General features: G+C 39.8%; 19 protein-coding genes and 2 pseudogenes. 3 read left to right on the top strand and 18 right to left on the bottom strand.

The window, feature by feature from the left end; genetic code table 11:
• Positions 1-13 precede the first annotated feature (13 nt).
• From EIZ37_RS12105 to EIZ37_RS12120, 4 genes are all read right to left on the bottom strand, one after another.
• Positions 14-1,171 (bottom strand): phytase, encoded by a 1,158-nt coding sequence (locus tag EIZ37_RS12105; RefSeq protein ID WP_134684872.1) that lies wholly within the window; start codon positions 1,169-1,171, stop codon positions 14-16.
• Between the two features lie 244 nt (positions 1,172-1,415).
• A complete protein-coding gene (locus EIZ37_RS12110) occupies positions 1,416-1,904 on the bottom strand; it encodes a hypothetical protein (RefSeq protein ID WP_134684873.1) in 489 nt (162 codons plus the stop codon).
• Positions 1,905-2,013: 109 nt separating this feature from the next.
• Positions 2,014-2,238 (bottom strand): hypothetical protein, encoded by a 225-nt coding sequence (locus EIZ37_RS12115; RefSeq protein ID WP_134684874.1) that lies wholly within the window; start codon positions 2,236-2,238, stop codon positions 2,014-2,016.
• A gap of 166 nt (positions 2,239-2,404) precedes the next feature.
• Positions 2,405-3,745: an aminotransferase-like domain-containing protein gene (locus tag EIZ37_RS12120; protein WP_134684875.1), complete on the bottom strand. Its 1,341-nt coding sequence runs from the start codon at positions 3,743-3,745 to the stop codon at positions 2,405-2,407.
• A 207-nt stretch (positions 3,746-3,952) separates the two neighbouring features.
• Between EIZ37_RS12120 and EIZ37_RS12125 the strand changes: the two genes are divergently transcribed.
• Together EIZ37_RS12125 and EIZ37_RS12130 are read left to right on the top strand one after the other, a co-directional pair.
• On the top strand, positions 3,953-4,915 hold the full coding sequence (locus EIZ37_RS12125) for a DMT family transporter (protein ID WP_134684876.1): 963 nt from the start codon (positions 3,953-3,955) through the stop codon (positions 4,913-4,915).
• A 42-nt stretch (positions 4,916-4,957) separates the two neighbouring features.
• Entirely contained in the window at positions 4,958-5,599 is a 642-nt protein-coding gene (locus EIZ37_RS12130; protein WP_134684877.1) for a nitroreductase family protein, read from the top strand.
• 1,256 nt (positions 5,600-6,855) lie between these two features.
• Here the strand turns inward: EIZ37_RS12130 and EIZ37_RS12135 are convergent.
• From EIZ37_RS12135 to EIZ37_RS12160, 7 genes are all read right to left on the bottom strand, one after another.
• Positions 6,856-7,530 (bottom strand): hypothetical protein, encoded by a 675-nt coding sequence (locus EIZ37_RS12135; protein ID WP_134684878.1) that lies wholly within the window; start codon positions 7,528-7,530, stop codon positions 6,856-6,858.
• 34 nt (positions 7,531-7,564) lie between these two features.
• Positions 7,565-8,722 (bottom strand): ATP-binding protein, encoded by a 1,158-nt coding sequence (locus tag EIZ37_RS12140; protein ID WP_134684879.1) that lies wholly within the window; start codon positions 8,720-8,722, stop codon positions 7,565-7,567.
• Between the two features lie 80 nt (positions 8,723-8,802).
• Positions 8,803-9,384 (bottom strand): DUF6037 family protein, encoded by a 582-nt coding sequence (locus EIZ37_RS12145; RefSeq protein ID WP_134684880.1) that lies wholly within the window; start codon positions 9,382-9,384, stop codon positions 8,803-8,805.
• 33 nt (positions 9,385-9,417) lie between these two features.
• Positions 9,418-9,891 carry a hypothetical protein gene (locus EIZ37_RS26640; protein WP_328591354.1) on the bottom strand — a complete coding sequence of 158 codons (474 nt, stop codon included), beginning with the start codon at positions 9,889-9,891 and terminating at the stop codon, positions 9,418-9,420.
• A gap of 37 nt (positions 9,892-9,928) precedes the next feature.
• The gene (locus EIZ37_RS26645; RefSeq protein WP_328591355.1) at positions 9,929-10,264 is read right to left on the bottom strand and encodes a hypothetical protein; all 336 of its coding nucleotides are present in this window, start codon (positions 10,262-10,264) and stop codon (positions 9,929-9,931) included.
• A gap of 99 nt (positions 10,265-10,363) precedes the next feature.
• Positions 10,364-11,500: an XRE family transcriptional regulator gene (locus EIZ37_RS12155; RefSeq protein ID WP_134684881.1), complete on the bottom strand. Its 1,137-nt coding sequence runs from the start codon at positions 11,498-11,500 to the stop codon at positions 10,364-10,366.
• A 31-nt stretch (positions 11,501-11,531) separates the two neighbouring features.
• Positions 11,532-12,215, bottom strand: coding sequence for a hypothetical protein (locus tag EIZ37_RS12160; protein ID WP_134684882.1), 684 nt, complete (start codon positions 12,213-12,215; stop codon positions 11,532-11,534).
• Positions 12,216-12,723: 508 nt separating this feature from the next.
• Between EIZ37_RS12160 and EIZ37_RS12165 the strand changes: the two genes are divergently transcribed.
• Positions 12,724-13,983 carry a hypothetical protein gene (locus tag EIZ37_RS12165; protein WP_134684883.1) on the top strand — a complete coding sequence of 420 codons (1,260 nt, stop codon included), beginning with the start codon at positions 12,724-12,726 and terminating at the stop codon, positions 13,981-13,983.
• 265 nt (positions 13,984-14,248) lie between these two features.
• Here the strand turns inward: EIZ37_RS12165 and EIZ37_RS12170 are convergent, their stop codons facing one another.
• From EIZ37_RS12170 to pglX, 7 genes and pseudogenes are all read right to left on the bottom strand, one after another.
• Positions 14,249-14,590: a hypothetical protein gene (locus tag EIZ37_RS12170; RefSeq protein WP_134684884.1), complete on the bottom strand. Its 342-nt coding sequence runs from the start codon at positions 14,588-14,590 to the stop codon at positions 14,249-14,251.
• Positions 14,591-15,289: 699 nt separating this feature from the next.
• Entirely contained in the window at positions 15,290-15,883 is a 594-nt protein-coding gene (locus EIZ37_RS12175; protein WP_134684885.1) for a hypothetical protein, read from the bottom strand.
• A gap of 54 nt (positions 15,884-15,937) precedes the next feature.
• A pseudogene (locus EIZ37_RS12180) lies at positions 15,938-16,054 on the bottom strand (excalibur calcium-binding domain-containing protein); the annotation flags it as partial.
• A 148-nt stretch (positions 16,055-16,202) separates the two neighbouring features.
• Positions 16,203-16,310 (bottom strand): annotated as a pseudogene (locus tag EIZ37_RS26400) (excalibur calcium-binding domain-containing protein); the annotation flags it as partial.
• 542 nt (positions 16,311-16,852) lie between these two features.
• Positions 16,853-18,907, bottom strand: a complete 2,055-nt coding sequence (gene brxL, locus EIZ37_RS12190) for a protease Lon-related BREX system protein BrxL (protein ID WP_134684886.1) — start codon at positions 18,905-18,907, stop codon at positions 16,853-16,855.
• Between the two features lie 18 nt (positions 18,908-18,925).
• Positions 18,926-21,484 carry a BREX-1 system phosphatase PglZ type A gene (gene pglZ, locus EIZ37_RS12195; RefSeq protein WP_134684887.1) on the bottom strand — a complete coding sequence of 853 codons (2,559 nt, stop codon included), beginning with the start codon at positions 21,482-21,484 and terminating at the stop codon, positions 18,926-18,928.
• Positions 21,485-21,563: 79 nt separating this feature from the next.
• Positions 21,564-25,094 (bottom strand): BREX-1 system adenine-specific DNA-methyltransferase PglX, encoded by a 3,531-nt coding sequence (gene pglX, locus EIZ37_RS12200; RefSeq protein ID WP_134684888.1) that lies wholly within the window; start codon positions 25,092-25,094, stop codon positions 21,564-21,566.
• Positions 25,095-25,160: the final 66 nt, after the last annotated feature.

A 25,160-nucleotide genomic window follows, 5' to 3' on the forward strand; every position in this document is an offset into this window, starting at 1 on the left:
TTGCTCCGTCGCATCATTCTTCTTCCTTTACCGGGATTATCCGGTTTTGCAGGCTCCTTGGATCGACCTGTTTTTTCGCATCCAATTGCAACTTGATTTGATCGGCAATCTTCTCCCACGCGACAACCTTAAAGTTTTGATTGCGGGCTTGTCCTTTCGGGTCGGTGTTGGCTCCATCCTGAGTAATGAAGATCCCATGCGGATAATTTTGTCCCAGTCCAACTCCGATGACATCGATGCCGTCTGTATCACCGGTTCCATCGATCGTTTTGCTGTCGCCAATGGCAAAGCTGCCGATATACGCGTTGCTTCCTTCGCGATCATAGATGGCGTAGGTGTTATTTCCCTGAGACGATGCGATCACGTATCCTTTGCCGTCCGCCGCGTAGTAAATGGTCAGGCCTTCCACATCCTCCGTCAGACGCTCCCCATTCACGACATCGACTATCTTGCCTTTGTTTCCCTCATCAGGCTCAGCGGTGAATCTCCAAAGCGCCACATCCTCCTCGCCGATGTAGAGATACCCGTACTCATCATCGGCGACCATGCCTTCTGTCTGGCTGAGCAATCGGAATTCTCTTACCTTTTTCCCCTGAACCTGACCTTTTCCGTTATCAATCAGTTCGTACTGCTCGAATTCGCCGTCTTTTCCTGTCAGCATGGCGTAATATTTCCCTGTCTTTGGACTGTGGTAGAAGCTGAAGCCGTAGACCTCGCTTACCGCCGATGTGATCGGGTGCTGAGGGTCTACGATATTTTCAAGCGTTCCTTTCTCTCCATCAAAGGAATAGATTTCAATGGAGTTTTTCCCTTCTGTTCGATCCGTTGCCCCAACCATATCGATGGTCTTGCTGCCCAGCTTAAAGTTGTAACGCAAATCCACATTGTTCAATTTCCCAAACGGATACGATTTGATCTCCTTCCCCGCCAGATCGTAGACGATCAGACCGGATTTTTTGTTGGTCGTGATGAATTTGCTTTTTGCCGGATCAGAAGGATGTACCCAAACCGCAGGATCATCGGCAGCGTCATCACTCGTTTGCACCGGTTGTGTTTCCATGTCGGCTTTTACCGTGAAGCTCTTCGTCTCGGCATGGGAAGCCGCCGGTATCGCGGAAAAGATACTGGCGAGCAATGCGGATGCTGCCCATGTTTGTTTGACTTTCTTCATAAAGACCTCCCTATTTTTACCTGATTCCCAATATTCCATTAACTCTACCAATTTGATGTGAATCTCGAATCAATATGGAGTAAAGCATTTGTAAATTCTGATGCTTCTTCAAGTTTGAAAGATGAAAAAAGAGGAGCTGCTCAATTGCTCCTCTTTTTCTCATATATCCGATCGCTCTCATAGATCCGTGCAAGCCATTGCTTAAATCGGCATCGTGGATAGTGCCACTTGGAATGGATACAGCTCAGGTTGTCTGTTTCAAGCTTTTCAAGAAAGTAAGGTGAAGCGGTAATAAGAAGTAATACACGACCAAATAAACGGGAATCGAATAGATGGGCCTCCATTGATGAAGCTTCATTAACCCGACAGCTACCGCCAACCATTCAGCCGTAAAGGAGAGAGCCGTAAATAAGATCGAATACATCAGCTTCTTTTCTTCGATGTAATAGTTAAGGTATATCACCGCTATACTAGGGGGGATTACACTGTATAAAAACAATTCAGGTATGCCTCTTAACCCTTTCTTCCCAATATCGAACACATCCAGCCAAACCGAGACGATGGTGTCAATGATCCAGACGGAAGCTGCAATGACCCCCATGGTGAGGTAAATTTCTCTCCAGTTGAGACGCTTTGGCATGAATATGACAAATAAAATCAGAATGATGCCGAGTGTGACTGGATACCACCACCCTGTGCTGAAATCCATATTTTCGATCACTTTATTGAGCATACTCATCCCTCCTTAGGAGATAGCATCTCCCAAAAAATAGGATGGATACAAATGCTGTACAAGTACCCGTGGAATATCTGGTAGCAGGGGAAAGTGAACGCGAAATCCGCTATTTTTTAACTGTATTCTTCAAAGGGATCACATGCGGCTTCCATTCATCGGATCTTGGGAGCGGCAGCTTTTTTATTTCTTTCCAATCGGAGGGTTTCGCGTTGGGAATAAACATACCGTTGGTTTGAGCAGTGGGGTTGTTTGGGGAATACGCACTTGAAACGTTGCCCAATACAACAGTCAGCAACACACATGTACTCATCGCCACTAATTTTTTGGTCATTGACATACACCTCTTTGCACCATGGTCTTTGTCAATGTGACGGAAATGGAATGGTAATGTTTCAAATTATTGTAAGTGACTGTTTATCAACGATCGCGTATGGCTCCGCAGGAGTGGTGTTTGCTCAATGTAAAACTTGGTTCTATTGTGGGTTCGGACAAAGACCTTACACATTTATCCCCCGCTTTACTTCCTCAATAACGGCTTTTACCCCCTCATGAATCTGCTCCGGTCGGGCGCGAGAAATGCTGATTCGCAAAAACTTCTCCCGCTGCAGATAGTCTGAGAGGTAGAATTGCTTCCCGCTCTGCACGAGAACGCCCCGTTCCTTGAGCCGATCCACCACCCGCTCCAGATTGACTGCCTGTGGCATCTTGAACTGCGTATACACGCCCGATCGGACATTCGCCACTTCGAGCAGCCCCGCATCGTTATACGTCTTCACTGCATCATGCAAGATCTCGATCCTCGATTCATACTGCCGAAAGATCTTTTCCCTGTGCTTTTCGTACATGCCGTTCTTGATGTAGATATCAAGAGCTGCCTGTGACAGCAAGGCAGCAACGTTCTGCCCATTATACGTATGAAAGCTGTCCAAGAGCGGCTCCGGCAGTACTACAGCGCCTATACGCAATCCCGGGAAGATGATCTTTGAGAAGCTTTTCAAATACACCACATGCCCGCTCTGGTCATACGCGAATATCGGGTCAAAGCCTCGCCTGTCACCGAGATCCGCCATAAAATCGTCTTCCACCACATACACATCATACTTGGCTGCCAGACGGGCTATCGTCTTTTTCTCCCTGACACCGTAAGATGTGCCGAGTGGATTATGATGTCTCGACATCGTGTAGAAGCATTTGATATCCCCGTCGCGAAATATTTCCTCCAGCCGCTGCAGATCGATGCCTCCTGCGGTGCGCACGATGCTCTTCACCGGCAGCCCTTCCGCCTCAAGGAATTTCAAATACAGATTATAGCTCGGCTGTTCCACCAAGACTGCCGTCCTGCCGTTCGGGAACGGCATCCGCGCTAATGTTTGAAGCGCCTGCTGGATGCCCGACGTCACCGCGATTTGCTGGGCCTTGGCAAACACCTGATCATCCGCGAGATGCTTCACGAGCGTTTCGCGCAAAGCGTCAAGCCCCTTCGGATTCCCATAGGTAAACAAATGGTATTTGTAAGTGTCGATTGCCTTGTTCAAGCAATGCTGAAAATCCCGGTAAGGAAATACATTCAGATCGGGAGAGGAAGAAGCAAAATCAATCACCCCGTCATCTATGCCGGCCACTTCCTCTTCGTCTTCCACGATATAGTAACCGCTCTGCGGAATCGAATAGATCGCATGACGCTTCTCAAGCTCCGCATAAGCGCGCGTCACCGTGTTGATGCTGCAGCCGTATATATCCGCTGCCTGGCGAACAGACGGCAGCTTCTGCCCCGGGCGAAGCTCGCCCTCAGCCCGCTTTTGTTCTATATCCGCCAGAATCTCCGAATATTTTTTCATGACCTGCTCGCCCCCCCACGCTTCAAGATCTGTCCGAAGTTCTTCTTAAACCCCACTATAGCGAAAAAAGCGCAGCCACACCATAACTGCTGACCATAACTGTACCCAAACAGTTTCGCGTTTTTCGAATTGTGCTGCAAAACGGGATGCCTTACGATTCCAATGACAGGTTCGAACCTTACATTCGCTTAAAGGAGGAATTCATCCATGCAATCCAAGACACAGCGCGGACGCGTCTATGCCTATATCGCCGTGCTCGTCTATGCGGCCATCATCGGATTATCATTTATGTTTACAAAGGTCGCCCTTACGTACGCCAACCCAATCGACACCCTTGCGCTTCGTTTTTCCTTTTCGTTCGCGGCAATTGTCGTACTGGTCGCCACCGGCGTGTTTCGCATTTCACTCAAGGGCAAGCCGTGGCCAAGATTGCTTCTCTTAGCCATGATGTATCCGCTCGGCTTCTTTACCTTGCAGACATTTGGATTGAAGCACGCTTCCTCCGCTGAAGGCGGCATTATCTTTGCGACAACGCCGATCTTAACCGCCATACTGGCGGGGATTTTTCTGAAGGAATCCACGACACTGCGGCAGAAGCTCTCGATCCTGCTATCCGTATTCGGCGTGGTATTGATCTTTGTCATGCAAGGAACCGGCATTGATCTTGCCAATGTAGCGGGCATATCGCTGCTTATCCTCTCCTGTCTCGCATCTGCGGGCTATGTCGTACTCTCCCGCTATCTGCTTCGCACGTTCACACCGACCGAGGTTACCAGCTCCATGATGGCGATCGGATGTGTAATCTTTTGGGCAGCGTCGCTCGCAGGTCATGCGGCTGACGGGACAATGAACCAAATCTTCACGCCATTGGCGAATACGGAATTTGTCTGGTCCATCTTTTATCTCGGCATACTGGCATCGCTGGTGACGGCTTTCTCGTCCAGCTACGCGCTGACCAAGCTTGAAGCTTCCAAGATCAGTGTATTTTCCAATCTGTCTACCGTCATCTCGATCGCAGCCGGAGCCTTCATGCTCGGTGAAACAGTGACCGTCTACCATCTCATCGGTTCCGCGCTCATTATTGCAGGAGTGATTGGAACCAATGTGAAACAGAAGACCAAACAGGGCAGCGTCGCTCCAGGTTACCAGGCTAAGCAAGTCGAAGGGTAAAGTCTTTAACCAATCAACCACAAGTAAAGGAGTGTGCAGGGAATGAATGGGAAAGTGGATAGCAAGTCGGATTTCTTTACAGTATTGAGAGAGAGGCATGCCGTGAAGCGTTATGATGACCATTACCGGATGAAGGATGATGAAATCCGGACTCTCATTCAAAGCGCCTCAGAAGCACCCTCCGCCTGGAATCTGCAGCATTGGAAATTTATCGTCATCACGGACCAGGCTCAAAAGGAAGTCTTGTTTGAAATTGCGTACGGACAACGTCAGGTCCTCGAATCTTCCATTGTCGTCGCGATCCTCGGGGATTTGCATGCGGATCGCAATGCGGAGAAAGTGTTCGAATCGGATGTGCAGGCAGGACGAATGACTCCGGAAATCAAGCTAAATCTGGTCATGCAAATCGAGCAGGCTTATGCCAACAAACCCGACTGGGCGAGAGATCAGGCTATCTGCAACGCTTCTCTTGCCGCTATGCAGCTGATGCTTGCCGCAAAGGCGATGGGGCTGGATTCTTGCCCGATGGGCGGCTTTGACCCCAACAAGCTTATCGAAGCCTTCGCGATCCCGGATCGATATGTGCCCATCATGCTCGTGTCGGTCGGCAAGGCAGCAGAGCCGGCCCGCCCGTCCGCAAGGCTGCCGATCGAGGAGACGATCGTGTGGAATCGATTTGAGTGAGGGGGGAGTTATTTGTCATCACTTTTTGATATTCCAAAGCCTCAGAGTGTTGTCTCTGAGGCTTTTTGTGTGCATTTCAAAAATAGTCGTATCATCCATGTCACCTTTGCCCCACCGCCGCTCCGCCTTACAGACACAAGGCTTCACAGCCTTTCCTCCCCCATTTCGCCCAATTTCTTGAGTAATAAAAGTCGTATTACGAACAGGGGAAAAACAGAGGCTATGACCGAAAAAATCAGTGTCAAAAAAGCAATTAAAGTCGAACGAAGAGCAAGAGAAAAGCTGGGGATAGGTCCAGAGGGCATCGGAGAAAAAAATCGGAGGAAAGTCAGATTTAGCAAGGGGTTTCGGATCTTTCGATCCTTTTGAAGAAGAGAAAAGAGCCGAGGAAAAACAGGAACAGTTCCCCGCTTCTCGCTCGGCTCATAGCACGACTTTTATAGCTTTAGTACGACTATTTATGCTTTGTTTAAACTTTGATTGCTATTTACATAGTAGGATTGGTTTGGGTTTAGTGAGAATATGGAATTCATGACTACGAATATCGTTTTTCCTTTCTGGGTCCGCTCTTATTTTTAAACTCAAAATGTTGAAAGATAAGATCCCTCTCCATGAAACAATCAAACATAATGTTTCCAACGTATCTATTCCGAGATTCGAAGATCACCGAACCGACGTATTGATTTCAACGGCTACGATAGAAGCATTAGGCAATTGCAATAACGTTCATGATTTTTGGACAAGGTACTCGAACAAATCATATAAACGACTTACTAATCTCGAATACATTTGCTCCGTGGCTTGAAACGATTCTAATTCAAGTGTAGATACAATATTTTGTTTCAGTGATTCCTGCTTCTCAGTTGGTATTATATGAAAATAAAGGATCCTTAAATCGTTAAGTAAATATAAGGGAGCAATTAGTTTCTTGACCTCATCATCAACTTCATTTTTTCCACTTAACAACAACAAAAGAAACTGATAATACCTGATGCTTCCCCATTTCCCATGCTCCTTATCCACAGGCTCAGCGGTGCTTCTATAGAAGGATTTGAGATTTTCCAAGTTCACAGATTCAATCAAAATCTTATGTAATGCACTTATGACTGGCTTAATTTCAAGGGAGCTATAGGTGATAGGCTTCCTAATGTCCTCCAATACTGCTATAACTTCTTCATCCAAATGATTAAGATTTAGTTCTTTCCGAATCTTCAAACTGTCATATAGCTTGTTTCGTAAGTTTATGATTTGTCTTTCTACAATCGGTTCACTGAAAATATGCTACACATTTGACCTAAGTAAAATTCCGAATTAATAAGGGTATGGTCAGACTCAACATTATGAATTTTCAAGTAGTCCAGTGTGTCTTGATTCAGCTTATCTAAATCCCCCAACCACATTACGACCTTACCATTACTATTAATGCCAAAGGGAATTTCAAAATCGTCCATATATCGAAGAGTGCCATATGATTCAGAAAAAAGGTTAAGTTCATATTCAGGATGATGCATAAAATAGATAAGACAGTTCTTATTAAAAAATACAGGTGTTAGAAAGCCATCACCCGCCAATGCGGTTAAACCAGGTATGTTCTGGTAGTCTTCATAATCATACGAAAATTCGACGGTTTCGCAAAAATCATATTTTATACCGAGATGCCGATGCGTCGAAATCACCTTTTCTTGATTTCGCTTGTCCAGCTCATCATGCAAATAAAGAACCACTTTTTTTGACTTTTCTGTCAACCTCAAGGCACTACAAGTAGTGCATTTCATCTGCGGAAACCTATCTATCTCGATATACTTACCCTCTAAATTAATAGAGTATGGTTCAAAAGCTAATTCGACAAGATTGCCGCATACCCTACATTCGTGTGTTGTTAGTATCATGCTGTCGCTTATAAAGTCTTTTAACTTAATTTCTTCTACCACAACATCGCCCCCGAATCTTTGCATTTTTACTTGACTAAAGAGACTGTGCCATTTTTAACCTACGATACTTCTCAAGCAGACTATTTAATGCAATTCCTGTTTTAATCCCCTTACGGATGTGTTTTTTCTCTCTTTCGTTTTCAGAATAAATCCATTCATAAGTATCCTCATCTTTGCACAACTCATCAATAAATTGCTGTTTATTTCTGACAAGGTATTCCTCGAATAATTCCCTCTCCATTTCGCTATTGAAAGTAACAACTACTTCATAAAATCTGTTTCTTGCCCAAATTGCTTCATGATCATCTTCCAATAAAAATTCATGAAGGATATAATTCAGGCTGTTTTTTACGAAGTATTTGTAAGAGTATGTTTCATCGTGGTTGTGCTTTTCAAAAGAAATAAATCCCCATTCAGGAACAGTTGTCACATATCTTCCGCTATCCAGGACCGCATATTGCTGACTGAACATCTTTGTCCCGAAACATCTTATATCCAGAATGCCAAATGATGTACTGTGATTCGTCATCACATAGGAATAGAACTCAGGTCGATCACAGTCTGCATCATATTCTAAGCTTATTGTATATTCAGGATTGAATACGTTATAAAACATCCCCTCTTCTCTTTTCCATTCACTCTTGGTTCGCAATTTATTCTTGATTTGTTCTAATGGAGGTCTATTTAACAGGAACCGTTTTTTCCATAGATACTCTATGTGATTGATATCTGCACTTTTATTGATTTCAGTGTTGGAGTCGCCAACACGAGTGTATATGTAGTTAGCACGTACAATACGCCCTTGATCAGAGTAATCTTCAGTTAAGAAAAATGGAGTTTCTGTACTATTTTTTACGATCAAAACGTCGATCAGCTTACCTTGAATGAACAATGATTTCAACTCAACAGATGGTCTGATGCCGCCACTGAACTTCTTCGCCTTCAGAAAGTCGATCACATTTTGCTGTGTTTTTCGATTCTCGTCTCCCTCCACTCCCTTTATTTCGTAAACATCGCTCACCCCAAATATTATATAAGCATCTCTATCAGCACGGTTATTTGCCATACATATGATATCGTGCAACAAGTTTGCTTTATTGGAATGGTATTTTTCTTTAAAATCCCAATAATCACTTTCTCTTTTGGATGAAATGAAGAGTGCAATTTCATCTGCGAGAGCATTGTTATCCATATGAATCGCCCCTTAGATTACTGCGGATCCAACCCAGCGGCGGGAAAATTGATCCTCAGAAAATGAACCTATCGTTACGTTTAATTGGGTAAATGAATTTTTTGAGCTAAACTTTTATCGTGTGTCCAACGGCTACTGATATTTTTCCTCTTGCATATCAAATACGCCTCATTATCTAATAGCAATCTTGTTTTATACAGATTCTCAGAACTGACTTTCTCTCCACGCTTCTCGTTATCTCTCCAACCCATAAAGTATATTTTGTCACATTCTTCTACGTCTTTCCGATAATAGGCAATATCAGATGGTTCAGGAGTATTTTGAACATTCGCTGACTGAGGAATCCTTTTATTGAATTCAGTGAAAAAGTAGAAAGTCTTGTATGGATTATCGGGATCGTACTGTAACCCAAGTATCTTTCGTAACTGAGTATATTTATCTCCTATGTTGGTATCAATGACAAATCCGTTATTCACATTTACCTCAAAGTAGAAGTTATGAGCCTTAACCCCGAACATCAACTTATATGGGATTTCATCAGTAAAAAAGAAAATATCGAAACTGACCTTGTTATAAGTAAACGCAAACTTATATCTTTTGATCCCTTTTGTCTTCATATCAACATACAATTCTTTAAGTCCAGTTAGCTTCAGAGTAACCACCCCTGATAAATATTGAACCTATCGTTCAAGTGCTTAATTGGCAAGCAGAACAGAGTGATCGGAAATTTTGCTTACATATTCTTGCCAATAGTTCTCCTCATCCCCTTCTATATTATGAAGCCAAAAATACATCATAGTGGCTTCGAGGTGTTGCTTCTTTCCCTTAATAAATGGTTTATCCGATATTCTTCTGTAGAGTGAATTCAGATTAAACAAGTTGCTTTTCTGCTTGTAATCATAATCGTATTTCCAATACGGAACATCGCTCTTTTTTCTATGGCTTACTGGCCAACTATCTTTATCGTCATAAAAGCGATGAACCCAATCGCTACAAAATGCCAAGATATCAACCTTATACTTCTGCCACGTTTTTTCAACCCATTGATCCACTTCATCGGAGATCATAAATTTATTGCTATTATTAGGCTGGATTTGAATCTGATGATAATCCTTTATGAAAGAAAATAGCAATTCTGTTTGGTATTTCAGAAAAGGATTCTTTTTCACTAATTGAGCATAGCATTCATATGACGAGCTTCTGAATTCACTTTCTGTAATAAAGGTAAAACAGCTCGTCCTTTTTTAGAAAGTTGATAATCGCTCGATCCAATTTTTTATTGTACTCGTCATAAATATGTACCAGCCAATCCTGGATCTCCTCATCATAGTACGAAATACTATTCCTATACTTTTCGAGCCGCTCATTATTCAAAACAGTCTGCTCATCCAACTTGGTTGTATCCAGGTATTGATTGAAATACTCAAATACATAGTTAACACAGGTCTTCATATTTTCCATGCGGTTTGCAAGACTGAATTCGTTCAATTGATCTTCTTTCTTCCTTCGAGCAATATATTCTTCGATTGAGAGCAATTTCATCCCACCTGCTTCACCAAAATATTCAACTATACTCCTTGGAAACGATAATATGTAAGAAGCTCCGTTCAGGTTTGAACTGGAGCTTCTTATCGGTCTTAATCATCTCTTTATCAACCTTATAGTAGGCTCAGGTTCTTTATAGTTTAGAGTGCCTTGATCAAGATTGCAGAGCATTTCGATATATTCTTGTGGTACGGATATCTCTTGTATTAACTGCAATTCATTTTTGATTTTGTTCTCCAATAGCATTAAGATGCTTTTCCTTAAAACCACAGGTTCCTGTAGAGGAAAGACATCATCGAGTGGCTCTTTTGTCCTCATCTTCTTCATGGACATTTGTTTAACAAGTGATGTGTATCTACTCTCATCAATTAGCTTTAAATCTAAACACCTGTACAACATGGCGGCAATTGATACATTCCAATATTTCTTCAGCTCCACAAAATGTAGCAATGATGTTGAAGTCACTGTCTTTGCAAATGCCTCTGCTGGCAACAACAATGCTGATGCAAACCGATTTGCTTGATTCTCCATTTCTTTAAATTCAATTCGGCTAAGTACGTCTTGATTATCGATTTCCTTGTGCATCAATATGTGTCCTAATTCATGAGCACCATCAAATTGACGTCTAAATGCGGATTGCTTATCATTGCCGAGAAAAATAAAGGGTCTGCCTCTTCGGTGCTGACAAAAAGCATCAACCTTTTCACTATCAGTATCCACTGAAAACACAATGACCCCGTTTCTCTCCAATAAATGGACAATATTCGTGATTGGTTTATCACCCAGTTCCCAATGATTCCGAACTTGTTCGGCTAATAGCTCAATCGAATTATTGTTCCACTCGGTATTAAGGCAAAGGGAGCTATCGGGTAAGTTTAGCTCAGGAAATTCGATATACTCAGATAAATACTCGTAGATATACCCCGCTAATAATGTCTTTTGGAATTGAACTTCTTTGCTCTTCTTTGTAGCTGTAGCATTGGCACGAAAAAATGTGTTTCCAACATATTGTTCATTGAACTCTCGATAAAAAAAGCTTTTTGGGAATTTGAGTGTATTGATTAACACCAACACCGTCTCTTGCTTTGGAGAATGCTCTCCCAGTTCAAATTGGGATATCGCTTGTTTCGATACCCCAATTTTTTTTGCAAGGTCACTAATTGTCATACCACGTACTAAACGTGCTTCCCTTAGCCTTTTCGGGTTAAACTGCGGCTCTTGTTTTACATTCATGATAAATTACTCCTAATCTGCTGAAGTCTTTCTAAGTTGAAGGGGGATTCTTCAATTTAACCACAATATCGTTGTCTTCTTTTGGAGTTTTAAGCCGAGGTTCGATATCGGAAGCTCGGTAGTTGTTCAGTGGAATTACGTCTCTTGTATTGAGGATGATGGCATCCGTAATATCTTCCTTGTAGATCCAATCCACTTGGTCAGGTCTTAAAGCTCCCTCATAAATGATATCACTATCCCGATCATAGCTTACTATGATCCCAAAGGGGTGGTTATCTGAGCCCTGAAATAATGACGGTTGATAAATAGTATCACCAAGTAATTCTTCTTTTGGTGCTCCCATATCCAGGAGGCGATCGAAATTCGATGAAGCAAAGTCCCCTCGATACCCGCTTGGATTGTAAACGTATTTGTTTTTGGGTAACTTTGAGACTAAAATAAATATATTTCTTACCGAATCATGAATAACTATATAAGGATGAAACCCAGCTTTTTTCTTGAAAACTTTCATCTGTGTATGAGGAGAATTCAGAATCATTTTTTCAACATGGGTATTTACAGCATCGTACTGTAGTCGAGGGTCATACGTATTAGTAGTGAACGATGGAAGCAATGCTTTTATTGACTGATACTCCTTTTTTCCCTCTTGTATTCCTCTTACAATCAGGCTCCTTTGCTCGTCCAACAGCATGCACTTCTCAAGATACATTTTCATAGTTACCCCTCCCGTTCCCAATTACATATATAACCATTATTTACCCATTTATCAATTTTGTCAAGTAACACTGATTGTTTAAGGATAAAATCAAGTTTAGAGAATTATATAGAAATTATGTCCACATATGACCTCCCAGCACCCATATTGGTAAAGCGGTTCTTTTAGAGCAAATTGTTCAACTGTGAGAAATAATGTACAAACTCAATCAAATCAGAAATAAGGTTTATATACCTCTAATGAGCCGTTGCCTCTGGCGGATCGGGACACATGAAAAAAAACTGTGATCCGTCAGTAGTTAGCTGAGGGATTCCCAGTCCTTGGTGAGATTGAAGACAAGATTCGTTTCTCTAAGATAAGGTTTGGAGCGAACAATACTGTTATGAAACTTTAGAAAGACACCTGCATTGGCATATGGAATTTCAATTTGCCAGATTCTTCTGCAATGTAATAACATAAACGTAAACTTGATAAGTATAAAACTGGTTGCAGAGAGAGGTGCTTTGAGTTGGATACAATTTTTTGGTTTATCGTAATACCTATTGTAATCATTACAGTTTATTTTTTTCTTAAATTTAAAAGGAAAAATGAAACAGCTAATAACATTCAAATTAATTATCAACATTCTCCCACCTATGATTTACCATGGGAAATTAAAAGCTATAAATCAACGGAATTGGAATTGTATAACCCACCTAAAGCTTTGGCTTTAACGGATTCCCTAAAGAGCCACATAAATAATGTTATAAAATTATCACCGAATGCCAAGGATATCGTTCAAAACGAAAGAAAAGTGGTGGTTAAATTTGGTGAGGAAGTTCTTAACAAGTTAAAATCAGGTGAATTTAAACTTATGAGAAAAGAAGGAACCCTTGATGAATTCAGGGCAATCGCCGTTGATCAAAAAAACCAAATTAGGAATCATGGATGGATAGAAATGAAGGATGTTTGGAAAGTAAATCCTACACAATTAGCCAATGCTGCATTAGGTGTACTAACAGTCATTACTTCTCAGGAACACTTAGAAAGAATAAACAAACAGTTAAATGTTATTGATCGCAAAATCGATACTTTACTAAGGCTTTACAATAATGATAAAATCGGAAAAATTCAGGGCAGTATTCGTTATCTTAAATCTATTTTGCCAGATGTAGGTGATATGGATGGAAGTAGCATGCAAGTTTATTCGGCAAAAATGGAGGATATTTCATTACGTTGTTATGATGAAATGCACTCCATCCTACTGGAGTTTCCGCAATTAATAAATGAAGCTCTTCATATTAATGAAAAAACAAAATTTGGTATTGACAAGGTTGTTAATGAGATTAAAGAGTTGACTTATACATTTGAGCAAAAGTTGCTCATCGCCTTTGGTAATATAGAAGTAATGTCGATCTGTTTAAAGATCAATAATGACTTTGGAAAAAACTCCGAGGTTAGCTTAAATAGACTAACTGATATTGAAGATTATTATAAAGAGTTACTCGCATTTCATGACAAATTTAATAGCATCTTAAAAGATAAAAATCTTGGTCTTGATGCTATTTTTAGAACAAGTAAAACCGTATCCAATAAAAAAGCAGAAATCGAAAAACATCTTACTTATCATAATGAAAATATCAGTAGTAACAGGTCAGTCGTAGATCAACACATAGTTCAATTGAAAAATGGTAGCGATACCTTATTGGACGGACCTATTGACCTTCAAGTTGATTATGATGAGGAAGATAATATTACCGCAGTATACAGATTAGAAAAAGCGAACTAAGTGGATCAACTAAGACCAACTGTTTGGTAGCGGTAAAATATTGAGTTTGTTTATATTAATAGTTGCAACCAACCCTGCCAGCGAAACTTCACAATCAAGCCAGATTTAAACAATAATACACCGACAAAACAAATAGTCGGTGTATTATTGTTTAAACCCGTTCACAAAAATCTTTCACCTTTTGGAAAGTAATAGGCTCGTTCACCACTCAAGACAGCCTTTACTATTTCATAACCTAAACCTTCTCCATGTTTTGCCACTTGTATCAACTTAAATCCTTTCCACTGTAAGATAAATATTCGAAATACCTTTTAACAGCATGATTTAGTGATTTAGTACCCTCGTATATTGATCTCAGACCTTTCCTGCCCGTAATAGTAATGGAATGTTTGGGATGAATACCTTGGTTCGCATCTTCAAGAGTATATGATAACTTGTCCAACAATGTTCTTCCTTGATCCTTATGAAAGTGTTCTGCTAAATCGCCTTCATGTTTTTGTACTCTCCTACATCTTGATATGCAATCACTAATTACTCTTGAATTATCAATACTCTCTGATAAATATGTCCTGAATTGTTCTTCATTCCTCAACTCCGCTTGCTTCATAACAATTCCCCTCCAAAACTGACCCCTCTGAAGGAATATTATCACAAAAAAATGCAATCTGCTTTAGCAATTACAACGGCTAAAGTAGGTGTTTAAACCTGTATGAATAAAGCTCGGTTACAAAAGCAATTTTACTCAAAAGCGCATATTTACACACTACTCTTGGATACGTAATATTAGATATTTTAAACTATTTATCGGATGAATTAACTAAAAATGATTAACCCCCCTGATAATTGTACCAACCTCTTCTTTGGAAATATACTAACAAGACCCTAAAATGAAATCAAAAACAAACAAGCCATCATCTCAAACATCTCCAAAGTTCGCCAAGTGTTGATTTTCTCCTGTCTAACGTTAAATTTTTTTCAACTAATGGTAATCTTACTTTTTCTTCTAAAATAAATCGGGGCGATTGTTAATACAAATATTACTCCACTTTACATATCTAACAGCTAAGTGACAAGGAATCCTATTTTGTTGAAATCTATTATGACTCGTGGCAACAAGATATTCAGAAAAGTCATGTTTTCGATAAAAATATAATCTACCTATTTCAAAGAATTTCCTAATCATTTCCCTGTTTTTTTGCTCAGTTCACTTCCTCCTAAAAAGTTATGACGTAAAAAGAGCATTCCAAAAAAGCGTTCCTTCCGCCTTTTGGATGCTCCTTATTGTCTGGAATCACTCCTGCAACTATTAGATTCTATCTCTTGCAGAGAACGGCCAACCGTTATATGTTCTCCAGTATGATTCTAATGCTTCTCTGCCAGACTTATCTCCTAACAGACCTTTGATAAATTTTTGCTCATCTGGTTCCAAATTTTCCATAGGGAGTTTATCATGGAATAATCGAACCCATATATCATATTTTGATAAACTCTTATACTTTTCTAATCCAATTACCCCTGTTTTGTTATTTTTTTGGGCGAAATGTGATCGGATCCCTGCAAATATATTCTGTTCGTGTCCATTGTATATAATCAAAAAACCATCATCATCTGGTTTACATAAGTTATCCTGAAAGAGATTAGAGTTGTATTTTATAATTTCAGGAATACTTATTCCCTTTTCAGACAGGTCAGTCGCATTTTTATTTTTCAATTTTTCGATCGACATATCTTTGACCAAGAACCAATACAACCCGCTGGCTCCTCTTTTTTCCCAAGTATTCGGGCAGTGCGTTTTCATCCATTTACATGTAAAGGTATCCCCATCCCAAGATTTTCTTTTGCCAAATTCGATCTCAATTGCATTCTTCCACGCATAAGTGACTGCCTCTTTTAGTTTCATTTTGCTCCCTCAAATCAATCGAACATTCTGTCAAAAACGAATTATTTAACATCTCTACTCGCATGCCACACCGTCGTTATCTCTCTCCAACTTACGACTATATCCTGGATCACTCTTGTACAGAGGAGCAGCCCCTGCATCCCGAACTTCTTTGCAATTCTTATAAACAACGACCTTCGATTTACTTGTAGACGTACTATTACTTCCCGAAGATACCGTTGCAGGTTGGGTAGGTGTCGTGAGCTTCGTAAGTTGAGGTTTGTGTTGCTACCCTTTGTTTCGCTTTTACAGGCTTAACTATTCCACTCTTTCCACCATCAATAACAAACAAAACTCTTGTTCCATCAGGATAATCCTCCCGTTGATTTCCTAACCAAAAACCAAATCCTCTGTTATCAGAAGACGAGACATATGCAACCTCAGCTCCATCACGCCTTCTTTACGCTTACTGACCATGTAAAGGAGATTATCAGCTTTGCGTTGAGTAGAGGAATTACGTTTAACAATACCGAGATTTTGTTTTGTGGTGGCGGTAGCTTGATTCTTCACCTTTTCCCTGAAGCCACTATCTCAGATGACCCACAGTACGGGAACGTAAAAAGCTACTTAATGGTAGGCGAAGCAAAATGGCTAAATTCAAGCTATCAATAAGCTTCAGGAGACAATATGAATACATTTACATGCATCTTTTACTCCAGCCTAATAAAAGTGACTATGTTTGCCGGCTGATAGAAGAAGATATGAATAAAAAGGGACGATTGTCGGAGGAGAATATAAGGGGAGTGGTTATGGAGATACTTCACCTGCAGGGAAAAAGGCGTTGGGCTTTGTTTCTGAAAACAGGAATCAACTATCTGCGAAAGATATAGATATTATAAACAGTTTATTTTAACTCATTTCATGAAAAACTCCGCCTGTTTGGGAACTATTTCAGTTCAACAGCGGAGTTTTTTATTATTCTTCGAATTGTTAACCTACTCCAAGTGCCTTAAACACCGCATCAGTCGGATCAGAATAGAAAACAGGTTGTATCTTAATCAACAAATCAGGTGGAACTGTTTGGAAGTCTACAACAGAAGCTGCTGGTATTAATACACGTTTCGCACCTGCATCCACACATACTTGCAAGATATTGGCGAACTCCTCGACTTTGGCAATTGTGCCTCCAACAGTCATGTTACCGAGCACCACCATACTCTCTTGTACAGGTCTTTCCAAGGCTCCCGAACACAATCCGATCAATTCAGCAATTGCAAGCTCACTTGTTAATCCAATACCTTGCAAATCACTAATATGCATGAGATAATCCTTTGTTTTCGTACTAATTGAGCCACTGATACTTTTGCAGTTGGCAGTAAAGTAACGGAAGGCAGTATCCAGACTTTCCTTTGCTCCACGATGAGAACCAACACCCGATTTTTCAAACTTACCTGTACCCGATACGACCTGATTTTCCAGCTTATATACCCCAATCATGCCTGAATCTCCGTGGCCAACAGTGTATACGTGACCTGGTTTACCTAAGCCTTCAGGAATCAGTTTGCCGCCGCCTTGCTCTGGAACGGAAACATATTCTTCATTCATCGTCTCTCTATCAATGTAGGAGAAGTGGACATCGTAAAACTCCATGCCACCGATCTTCTTGAGCTGTTCTTTTACCCTTCTCCGTCCTTCGAGGGCATAATTCAGGATCTCTTCTACGTTTTCTTTTGTGAAATCTCCATTCGGATACAAGAGCTTGATTAAGCCTGACACTGTTTTACGAACGGCAATTACATCACGTTGGTTCAAATTGTTGCCGAGTTTAAAGTAACGGTCGATAGCATCTGCAAATGAACGCTTACGCATTTCCCTAAAAAATTCCGCCATGTAATCGACGATGAACCCATACTTATCGGTAAAGAAATCTGGACGCATTTTCGGGACTTCCCAACCTGGTAAGTAATAATGCATCCGATCAAAAAAGGCTGAGTCATTTGCCATTGCTTCAGGAAATGGTGCAAATAAATGAGAGGTCTTTATCAACGAATCAAGGCTTTGATTAATATTCCCTACGAATACCATGGAAGCAGAAGCCGCTTTCTCTTCTCTTCCCCTTGCAAATGATCCTGACGCCATGTAATCCTTCATGATTTGCACGCCATCTTTATCCTTGAATGTGATGCCCGCTACCTCATCAAATGCTACAGTGTCCCAGAGTCCCACAAGCCCGACCTTTTTTGATGACATATTATAAAACAAATTGGCTACGGTTGTTTGTCCACCCGATACAAGGATAGAGTTGGGTGAGATCTCTTTGTAGACATGTGATTTCCCTGTACCTCTTGGACCCAGTTCACACATGTTATAGTTATTCTCTACAAGCGGTACAAGTCGAAGGAGCAGATGCCATTTTACTCTATTCTCAAGCTGAGTTGGTTCCATACCTGTCGAACGAATAAGTACATCGATCCACTCGTCTTTCGTGAAGCTTCTTCTTCCCTCCATTATCTCATTCAGATCCATATTCGGCATTTGAATCGGTTTTAAGCTACTAATGCTAAAGGGATTACTGTTCCTTACTTCTTCATCGAAGAAATACTCCATTTTCAACATACACCAGATCCCGCCTGCCAAGAGCTTGTCATACTCTTTGACATAGTTCGGCGAGATTGGAACCCCTTTAAGTCCCAAATTCGAAAACTCTGCAACATAAGAATCTATTTTTTCGTTAAGCGTAACAGAAATTTTATCGATAACGGAATACTGACCCAGTTCCCGAATCCTCGATTTGACCTTTTCAGCTTCATCAGGTCTTACGAAGTTCTCTGCCAGGATCTTCTTTACTCGTTCGATCCCTTCTCGGATGTTATCCTCATCATCAGTGGCCGCATACATCCCAAGAAGATATTCAAGTACATATACTGGGACGTTAGCTCCTTCTTTCATAAGCTTCGTCAGATCTTTCCGAACAACTCTTCCTGAAAACACTTCGTTTAGTTTGCGATCAAGATCATATGTTTGTTCCCCTGTCATTGTCTCCATCCGTTTTCCTCCCCTCTTCTAAAAATCAAAATCACTTACGATTCCCAAATTAATGGTAAACGGTGTTTTTTCCACGATCACATTCGTTTCTTCATCTTTAGTTATCAAGTAATACTTACCATTCTTGTCGTAAGGTATCGATTTTAATGCAAAGCGTAATTTGAACGTTCGTTCTTCTGGTTTATCCGAAGTACGGTCACATATTATCGTTTCTTCATTGCTGATTACACCATCGTTCTCATCTACCATGTAGATCTTCACTGTTCGAGGAACTCGCTTGTCCTCCACTTTCTCAGTTTGGAAGAAAGTAAGATTGAACAAGCTGTTTGTAATTTTTCTTGTAGTGTTCGTGAGTTTTACGTCCACTTTCTCGATTTCCCGACTGTTTTTCTGACCACTTCTGATGTTTTTGAATTGAATCAGAGGAACGACAATTTCCTGAAGGCTTGCCCCACCGTGAACATAATTCACTCCTGACCCCTGCATTTTAAAGCGGATCGTCGCTTTCGGGACGTATGCCGTAATTTGGTGTTCGTTTTGTATCAATGAATCCAAGCTGATATCGAGTAGACCGCTTTTCTCGCCCGAATCCTGGGACAGCAAATATCTTCTCTTAATCTCAATGGCCTGGATGCCTTCCTTCTCAATTTTATCGCTTTCTTCTAATGCATCCCGCTGATATACGAACCCATGATCGGCAGTAATGAAAATGTTCGTTCCACTTAGGTCATCTCGAATGATCTTGATGATGTTATAAATCTCCTCAATCGCTTTTTCCGCCGCTGTGAATGTATAGATTTCAGTGGATGCTTTATCCCCCATAGCATCAATACTGTCATGGTAAATGTAGATCAATTTTTTGCCCTTGAAATGTTCCCTTCTCCCAGCCTTGTTCATGGCAAACAGCTCTTGAAAATGCACTGCCGTACTGTCGGAAACAGCCGCCTGCAAAATTTCGATCCGATTCTCCAGACCGCTGGAAGATTTACCGTCGATTAGAACTCTGCCGTTCAAATCAATCTCCAGATTTTTATGCGGAAGCAAGGATGCCATCCCCAGTTTCGTCACGGATGGAACTCCCCCTAATAATGGCTGGATCTCACAAGCCCCTTTTGTTTCCGAATTGAGCTTGTCCGAAAGTTCCACCGCTATTTCATAACGAAGAGCATCAGAAATGATGACGAATACCCGATCACCTTGGTGTATTTTCGGAGCAACGAAACTTCTGTAGAAATCCTTTTGATTTTGAATACCTGGGATCATCCAGCTTGTTTTCATTTCATCCTGCACAGCGGTGGACCAATGTGAACTTAATTCCCCCATATACCAGTTGGTGTACAGGTTCTCAACCATCACTTTAAGCTTCTTGAGGATTTCGCTGTTTGTTTCATTGTCGTATGCCACATAGAACTTTCTGTAGTACGTATCCATTTGATGATAATCGTTAACGTAGGATCGGAACATATCCAATGCCTGCGCTTTTGGAATGCCCAAACTGTACTTTTTATAGAACTCAAACATTTTTACGGTATAGTATAACGCCTCGTAAATAGATTGATACTTCTCATAAAAATGCTTCGCTCTCCGTACATTGATCAGCTTGATGTATTCTTCATAATCTTCAAGCCTTGCATCGAGACTGTTTGCAATATATATGATGATTGCCTTATCGAAAAAAGGAAACGTATCTGCCGTCTTGAATTCCTCGACAGGAAGTTGGTTCAAGATATCAGCAAGCCTGATCTCTTTTTCTGCCATTTCAGCAAGCTGATCATACACGAGATAATCCGTTTTATGATGCATCCAGTGATCGATAAACACGAATGCATTAGATTTATTACGAGTCGCGATATAGTTTTTGATTAAAGACAGATGCCGCTCTTCGACTGCATGACTTAGTGCAGAGACAGTCAAATGAAGGAATAACCCCTTCAGGAGTGGATTGCTTTGCTCGAACCCATACCTATCGGAGACGTATTTCCAGAATACTTGACTGTCGAAAAACTTACCGATCAGATCCAGATATTTGTTCTCGTTGTCGTTTAGATTATCAATGAGAATAACCTTTACAACATCCTCAAAATCAGGCGATTTCAGATTGCATAAAGCACTCATGATCGCCAGTTCAATCGTTTCCTCTGAGAAAGTGGTGGTATCGAATGCTTTGAATTTACGAAGGCGGTCTTTATTGCCGAAAAACTTCTCGTACTTCTTTACAACACTTCTCTGGGATGCATCAATCTTCAACTCATTCATAATGAGCGATATCTTATCCGCATAAAAGCTTTTCGAATACAAAAGGGTATCCAAAAGCCAGTTGTCTTCTGTTCCCACATCCTGGTTAGAATATATCAGAAAATGTGAAGCTGGATCTTCTTCTTCGAGAAGATACTTTGTATAGAAGCTGTTACCTTCTGTCAATTTGTGTACCTTGACATTCTCTATAGTGATCTCGTCTATGTAGTCTACAAATTCCTGATCCTTGTCAAACCAGAAAACAATCTTTCGTTGTTCCCCGCCATCAAGCGGTTGATGAAAGGTTGTCTTCAGTGTATTAATAATCTCATCAATATTCATTACTTCTCAGCACCTTTGTTATGAAGCTAATGGATAGGGATATACCAAAATACTGGTATATCCCCATTGTAACCGAAAACTAATCCAGTTTTGCAAGCAGACCATTAAATTTGGCATAGTTCACGGCTACGCCATCATCAAGATTAATTTCGATCTGCATGTCAGCCATGTGGTGAAGAAGTTCATCATATGCCTTCAGTTCTTCAATTTTTAGGTCTATTGCCTTCAATTCTTTCTTTGCATTGCTAATTTCCTTGGCAGTTCCGCCTCCCTCGATAATACTGAGGAGAGACTTCTTCTCTGCATCCAGTCGATTTTGAAGCTCATGTAAGTAGTCGGTTCTAATTCTCGACAAAGTAGATTTGTCGTAACGATGCATGTAGATCAAACAGTTAAATGCCTTCTGTTTTCCAGAAGTAAAGAGCCAGTAGATTGGTTTTTTCTTATACGTTTGGAGATGGTCTTTGTAAAAGTCGTTTAGTAAGTATCTTCTAATTGCCTCTTTAGCAGTTTCCCCATCTTTTTTCCCAAGGGAATCTGCAATAAATTCAAGATTTTCTACTAAAGTTTCTTCGCCAAATGTGACTTTCACAAAATCAATAAATCTTGATAATATATCGTCTTCAAAATAAGCACTTGATAGTATAGGTAGTATGTTGTCTTGATCTACAGCAAATGAGTTGTATTTTTGGGAGTCGAACTTACCACCAGCAAACACAATTCCTTCTTTATCAAGGGAATATCTTCCGAATATACAACCAACTGCATATGAAATAAACGATTTCACATCTCTTTCAACCTCTGTTTTTCTTATTGTTATATCTTTTTCATCCACATCAGGTGTCATTTCTTCTTGTAAACCAAAGATTTGAATAAAGATTCTGTTTAACTCTTCTTCATTTTTGTGCATTTGGTTAAATCTCTCTTCTGAATAATGACTCCAATTTTTATATGAATTTTCAATTTTGGAAGTATCGTACTTATAAGTGAGTAATGGATGTTTTTTAAAATCCCATGATACTTCATATGAATCCCAGTCAGTTTTAGAAAGTGATATATTTTCCTTTGATAATTCATTAATTCTGTCCTTTATGTTTTCATTTATGTCTAAAATTATCGGGAGATTGGCTACATTGCCAACTTGAAAATTCATAGTTGGGTTTTGTGCTTTTAATAGCTCAAAAGTTATTTTAGAGCATAAATACGCCATTATATAGAAGATATCATTTTCACTTGGAAAAACAGAAGAACCTGCAACATCAAATATAAATCCACTTGGAGAATATCTTACTCCGAAATTAGTAGAACTAATAAATGACCAAGTTATTCCACTATGAAAATAATACTTACTACCAGGGAGTGAGTAGGATTGACCTTTTTCTTTCCTAAATTCACTAATTTCTTTTCCATTTTCATAAAAATTAACTAAATATTCATTATTACCGTACCACTTCCTAAATTTACCTCCTTTATTATACGGAAACCATTTGATCTTGCTTTCTCCAGCTTCGTTTGCATTTTTATATCCAAATCCCACATGATTTATATTTACTTCATGCCATAATCTCAAGAACCTATCATTATCACAAGTAAATAACCCAACCTTTGGTTCAGCTATTTCACCTAAAGTAATCGAAGTCTCAAATATCTTTTTAATTCTCTCACTTGTCCAATAAGCAATTGTGTATGACGGTATTCTATTAAAATCTCTTGTTTTAGAAGAATATCGATATTCGACATTTGAGTTTTCTATTGACTCAATTACTTTTAATGGTTGGTTTTTTGCCCCTGTGAAATCCGATAGCTTAATATACTCACCAAGTAAGTTTAGACTGTAATTTCTTAAAGTGAACGTACAAATCGGAACTGTTGCCTCTTCAAATGCCGAATATTCAAGTTGAATAAGACTGCTAATATTTTTCCCATCGATTATTAATTTCCTCAATTGTTCATAAGATGAGATAAACATCCAAACAAACGGAGTCATGAAACCTAAATGTCCCTTATTATGCACCTTATCAAAACTGTATTCAATAAAGGCGGAAAACAAATCAGATTTTGTTTTATCGTAATTTTCTTTAATAAATTGAACCAGTTCCAGATTCATGTACCTATTCCCCATATATGGTGGATTAGATACCAAAATATCATAAATATTATTCATTATTTCATACTGCTTAATTATCGAAGGCAATAAATCGATGATTTTTTTTCTGGACATTTCTTCAAACAAATCATCAGATGGGGAATTTCTCAGAATTTCTAATCTCTTTTTCACAAATTCCATATCAGCTTCTTTTACTTTAATTAAAGAGCCAAACACTTTTGCATTATTGAACTGTTGAAAGAATTCTTTGATTTGCTGATATTTTGAACCGCTTTTTTCTCCTGCAAAATATATAACATCTTCATCAGTCATTTGATTAGAGCCTTGAATTGAAGCTAAGTTTAAGGTTAACCCATCCTTCTCAATGCTTCTAAAGAATCGTCCATTATACTGAATCGCCTTCATCACAACTGAGAAACATGCCAACTGACATGCTCGATCATCAATATCCAACCCATATAGATTATTCTCGATGATTAGCCTTGGGATTTCTCTTTCCATATAACCACAGCGGCTATAAATCTCATATAAGACATCAAACATATAGACGAGAATATGTCCACTACCCATTCCAGGGTCGAAACACTTGATTTCCTCTACTTTGAGTTCCTTGTTAATAAAAGGAGCCAATTTTTCTTCGAAATTTGGTTCTGGATTTGGATTTTCGAGATAAAATTCCCACTTAGATATTAAATCTCGATGTTCAGGGTGTGCCTCTACCCAATAACGCCCAAGTGTATTTTGTACCATATAACGCACAATCCAATCAGGAGTGAACAACTGGGTTGCGTATGGAATTTCCTCAATCTTGTACTTTTTCTTAGCCTTAATTACACGGTCTTTTTCTTCTGCGATGTAATATTGGTACAACCAACCGATAATCTCGACATTTTCCCAATCAGTCTCAGGAATTTCCTCTGTATCAGTCATCTCTCGAATTAATGAATCCTTCGCCAACAAGCCTTCTGGAAACAAAATTTCTTTAAAGTCCTCTATAGTTTCAAACATAAAAGGTAAGTATTTATTCAAACTATTACATTGTTTTATGATCAAATACTTAAAGAGTTCTTCTGTTTTATTATTTACTTTGAGTTCATATACCAATTCTCTATCAATATCTAAGTCTACTGACAATGCCTCTTTTATAATGTCAGGTTCAAGACTCTCAGGGTTACTGGAGGATAACACCCGTACTTTTGTCGGAAGATAGTTATTAACCTCCATAAAACGTAGTGCTATAAAGCGGTTGAACCATGTGTATGCAACTTCCTCTACCACACTTTTAAAACCAATCTCCTTGATACGTTGAATAAGCTTGTCCCGCTGTTTCTTCTCAGTAATCGATAGTTGTTTGCCATCAATGTAGATAGCATCGGAGGTTTCAATTTGAGCTGTTTTAATAATTTCTTCGGTAATCCCGATTTTAAAAGCCCTTGCTTCGACCTTTTTCATTAAATCTTTTCGTGCATTTGTCGCAAAGTTCTTCAAAGCTGTTTTATTCATGTTTTCCTGTCACCCACCCAATTGTAAAATGAACTTTCATCATTTGATGTGCCGTGGCTTTAACCA

Source organism: Brevibacillus migulae (assembly GCF_004521915.1).
Lineage (GTDB): Bacteria > Bacillota > Bacilli > Brevibacillales > Brevibacillaceae > Brevibacillus_F > Brevibacillus_F migulae.

Excerpts from the sequence above, each read along its gene's own strand:
- EIZ37_RS12105 (WP_134684872.1), bottom strand. The coding sequence starts at position 1,171 with ATGAAGAAAGTCAAACAAACATGGGCAGCATCCGCATTGCTCGCCAGT.
- EIZ37_RS12110 (WP_134684873.1), bottom strand. The coding sequence starts at position 1,904 with ATGCTCAATAAAGTGATCGAAAATATGGATTTCAGCACAGGGTGGTGG.
- EIZ37_RS12115 (WP_134684874.1), bottom strand. The coding sequence starts at position 2,238 with ATGACCAAAAAATTAGTGGCGATGAGTACATGTGTGTTGCTGACTGTT.
- EIZ37_RS12120 (WP_134684875.1), bottom strand. The coding sequence starts at position 3,745 with ATGAAAAAATATTCGGAGATTCTGGCGGATATAGAACAAAAGCGGGCT.
- EIZ37_RS12125 (WP_134684876.1), top strand. The coding sequence starts at position 3,953 with ATGCAATCCAAGACACAGCGCGGACGCGTCTATGCCTATATCGCCGTG.
- EIZ37_RS12130 (WP_134684877.1), top strand. The coding sequence starts at position 4,958 with ATGAATGGGAAAGTGGATAGCAAGTCGGATTTCTTTACAGTATTGAGA.
- EIZ37_RS12140 (WP_134684879.1), bottom strand. The coding sequence starts at position 8,722 with ATGGATAACAATGCTCTCGCAGATGAAATTGCACTCTTCATTTCATCC.
- EIZ37_RS26645 (WP_328591355.1), bottom strand. The coding sequence starts at position 10,264 with ATGAAATTGCTCTCAATCGAAGAATATATTGCTCGAAGGAAGAAAGAA.
- EIZ37_RS12155 (WP_134684881.1), bottom strand. The coding sequence starts at position 11,500 with ATGAATGTAAAACAAGAGCCGCAGTTTAACCCGAAAAGGCTAAGGGAA.
- EIZ37_RS12160 (WP_134684882.1), bottom strand. The coding sequence starts at position 12,215 with ATGAAAATGTATCTTGAGAAGTGCATGCTGTTGGACGAGCAAAGGAGC.
- EIZ37_RS12170 (WP_134684884.1), bottom strand. The coding sequence starts at position 14,590 with ATGAAGCAAGCGGAGTTGAGGAATGAAGAACAATTCAGGACATATTTA.
- EIZ37_RS12175 (WP_134684885.1), bottom strand. The coding sequence starts at position 15,883 with ATGAAACTAAAAGAGGCAGTCACTTATGCGTGGAAGAATGCAATTGAG.
- brxL (WP_134684886.1), bottom strand. The coding sequence starts at position 18,907 with ATGGAGACAATGACAGGGGAACAAACATATGATCTTGATCGCAAACTA.
- pglZ (WP_134684887.1), bottom strand. The coding sequence starts at position 21,484 with ATGAATATTGATGAGATTATTAATACACTGAAGACAACCTTTCATCAA.
- pglX (WP_134684888.1), bottom strand. The coding sequence starts at position 25,094 with ATGAATAAAACAGCTTTGAAGAACTTTGCGACAAATGCACGAAAAGAT.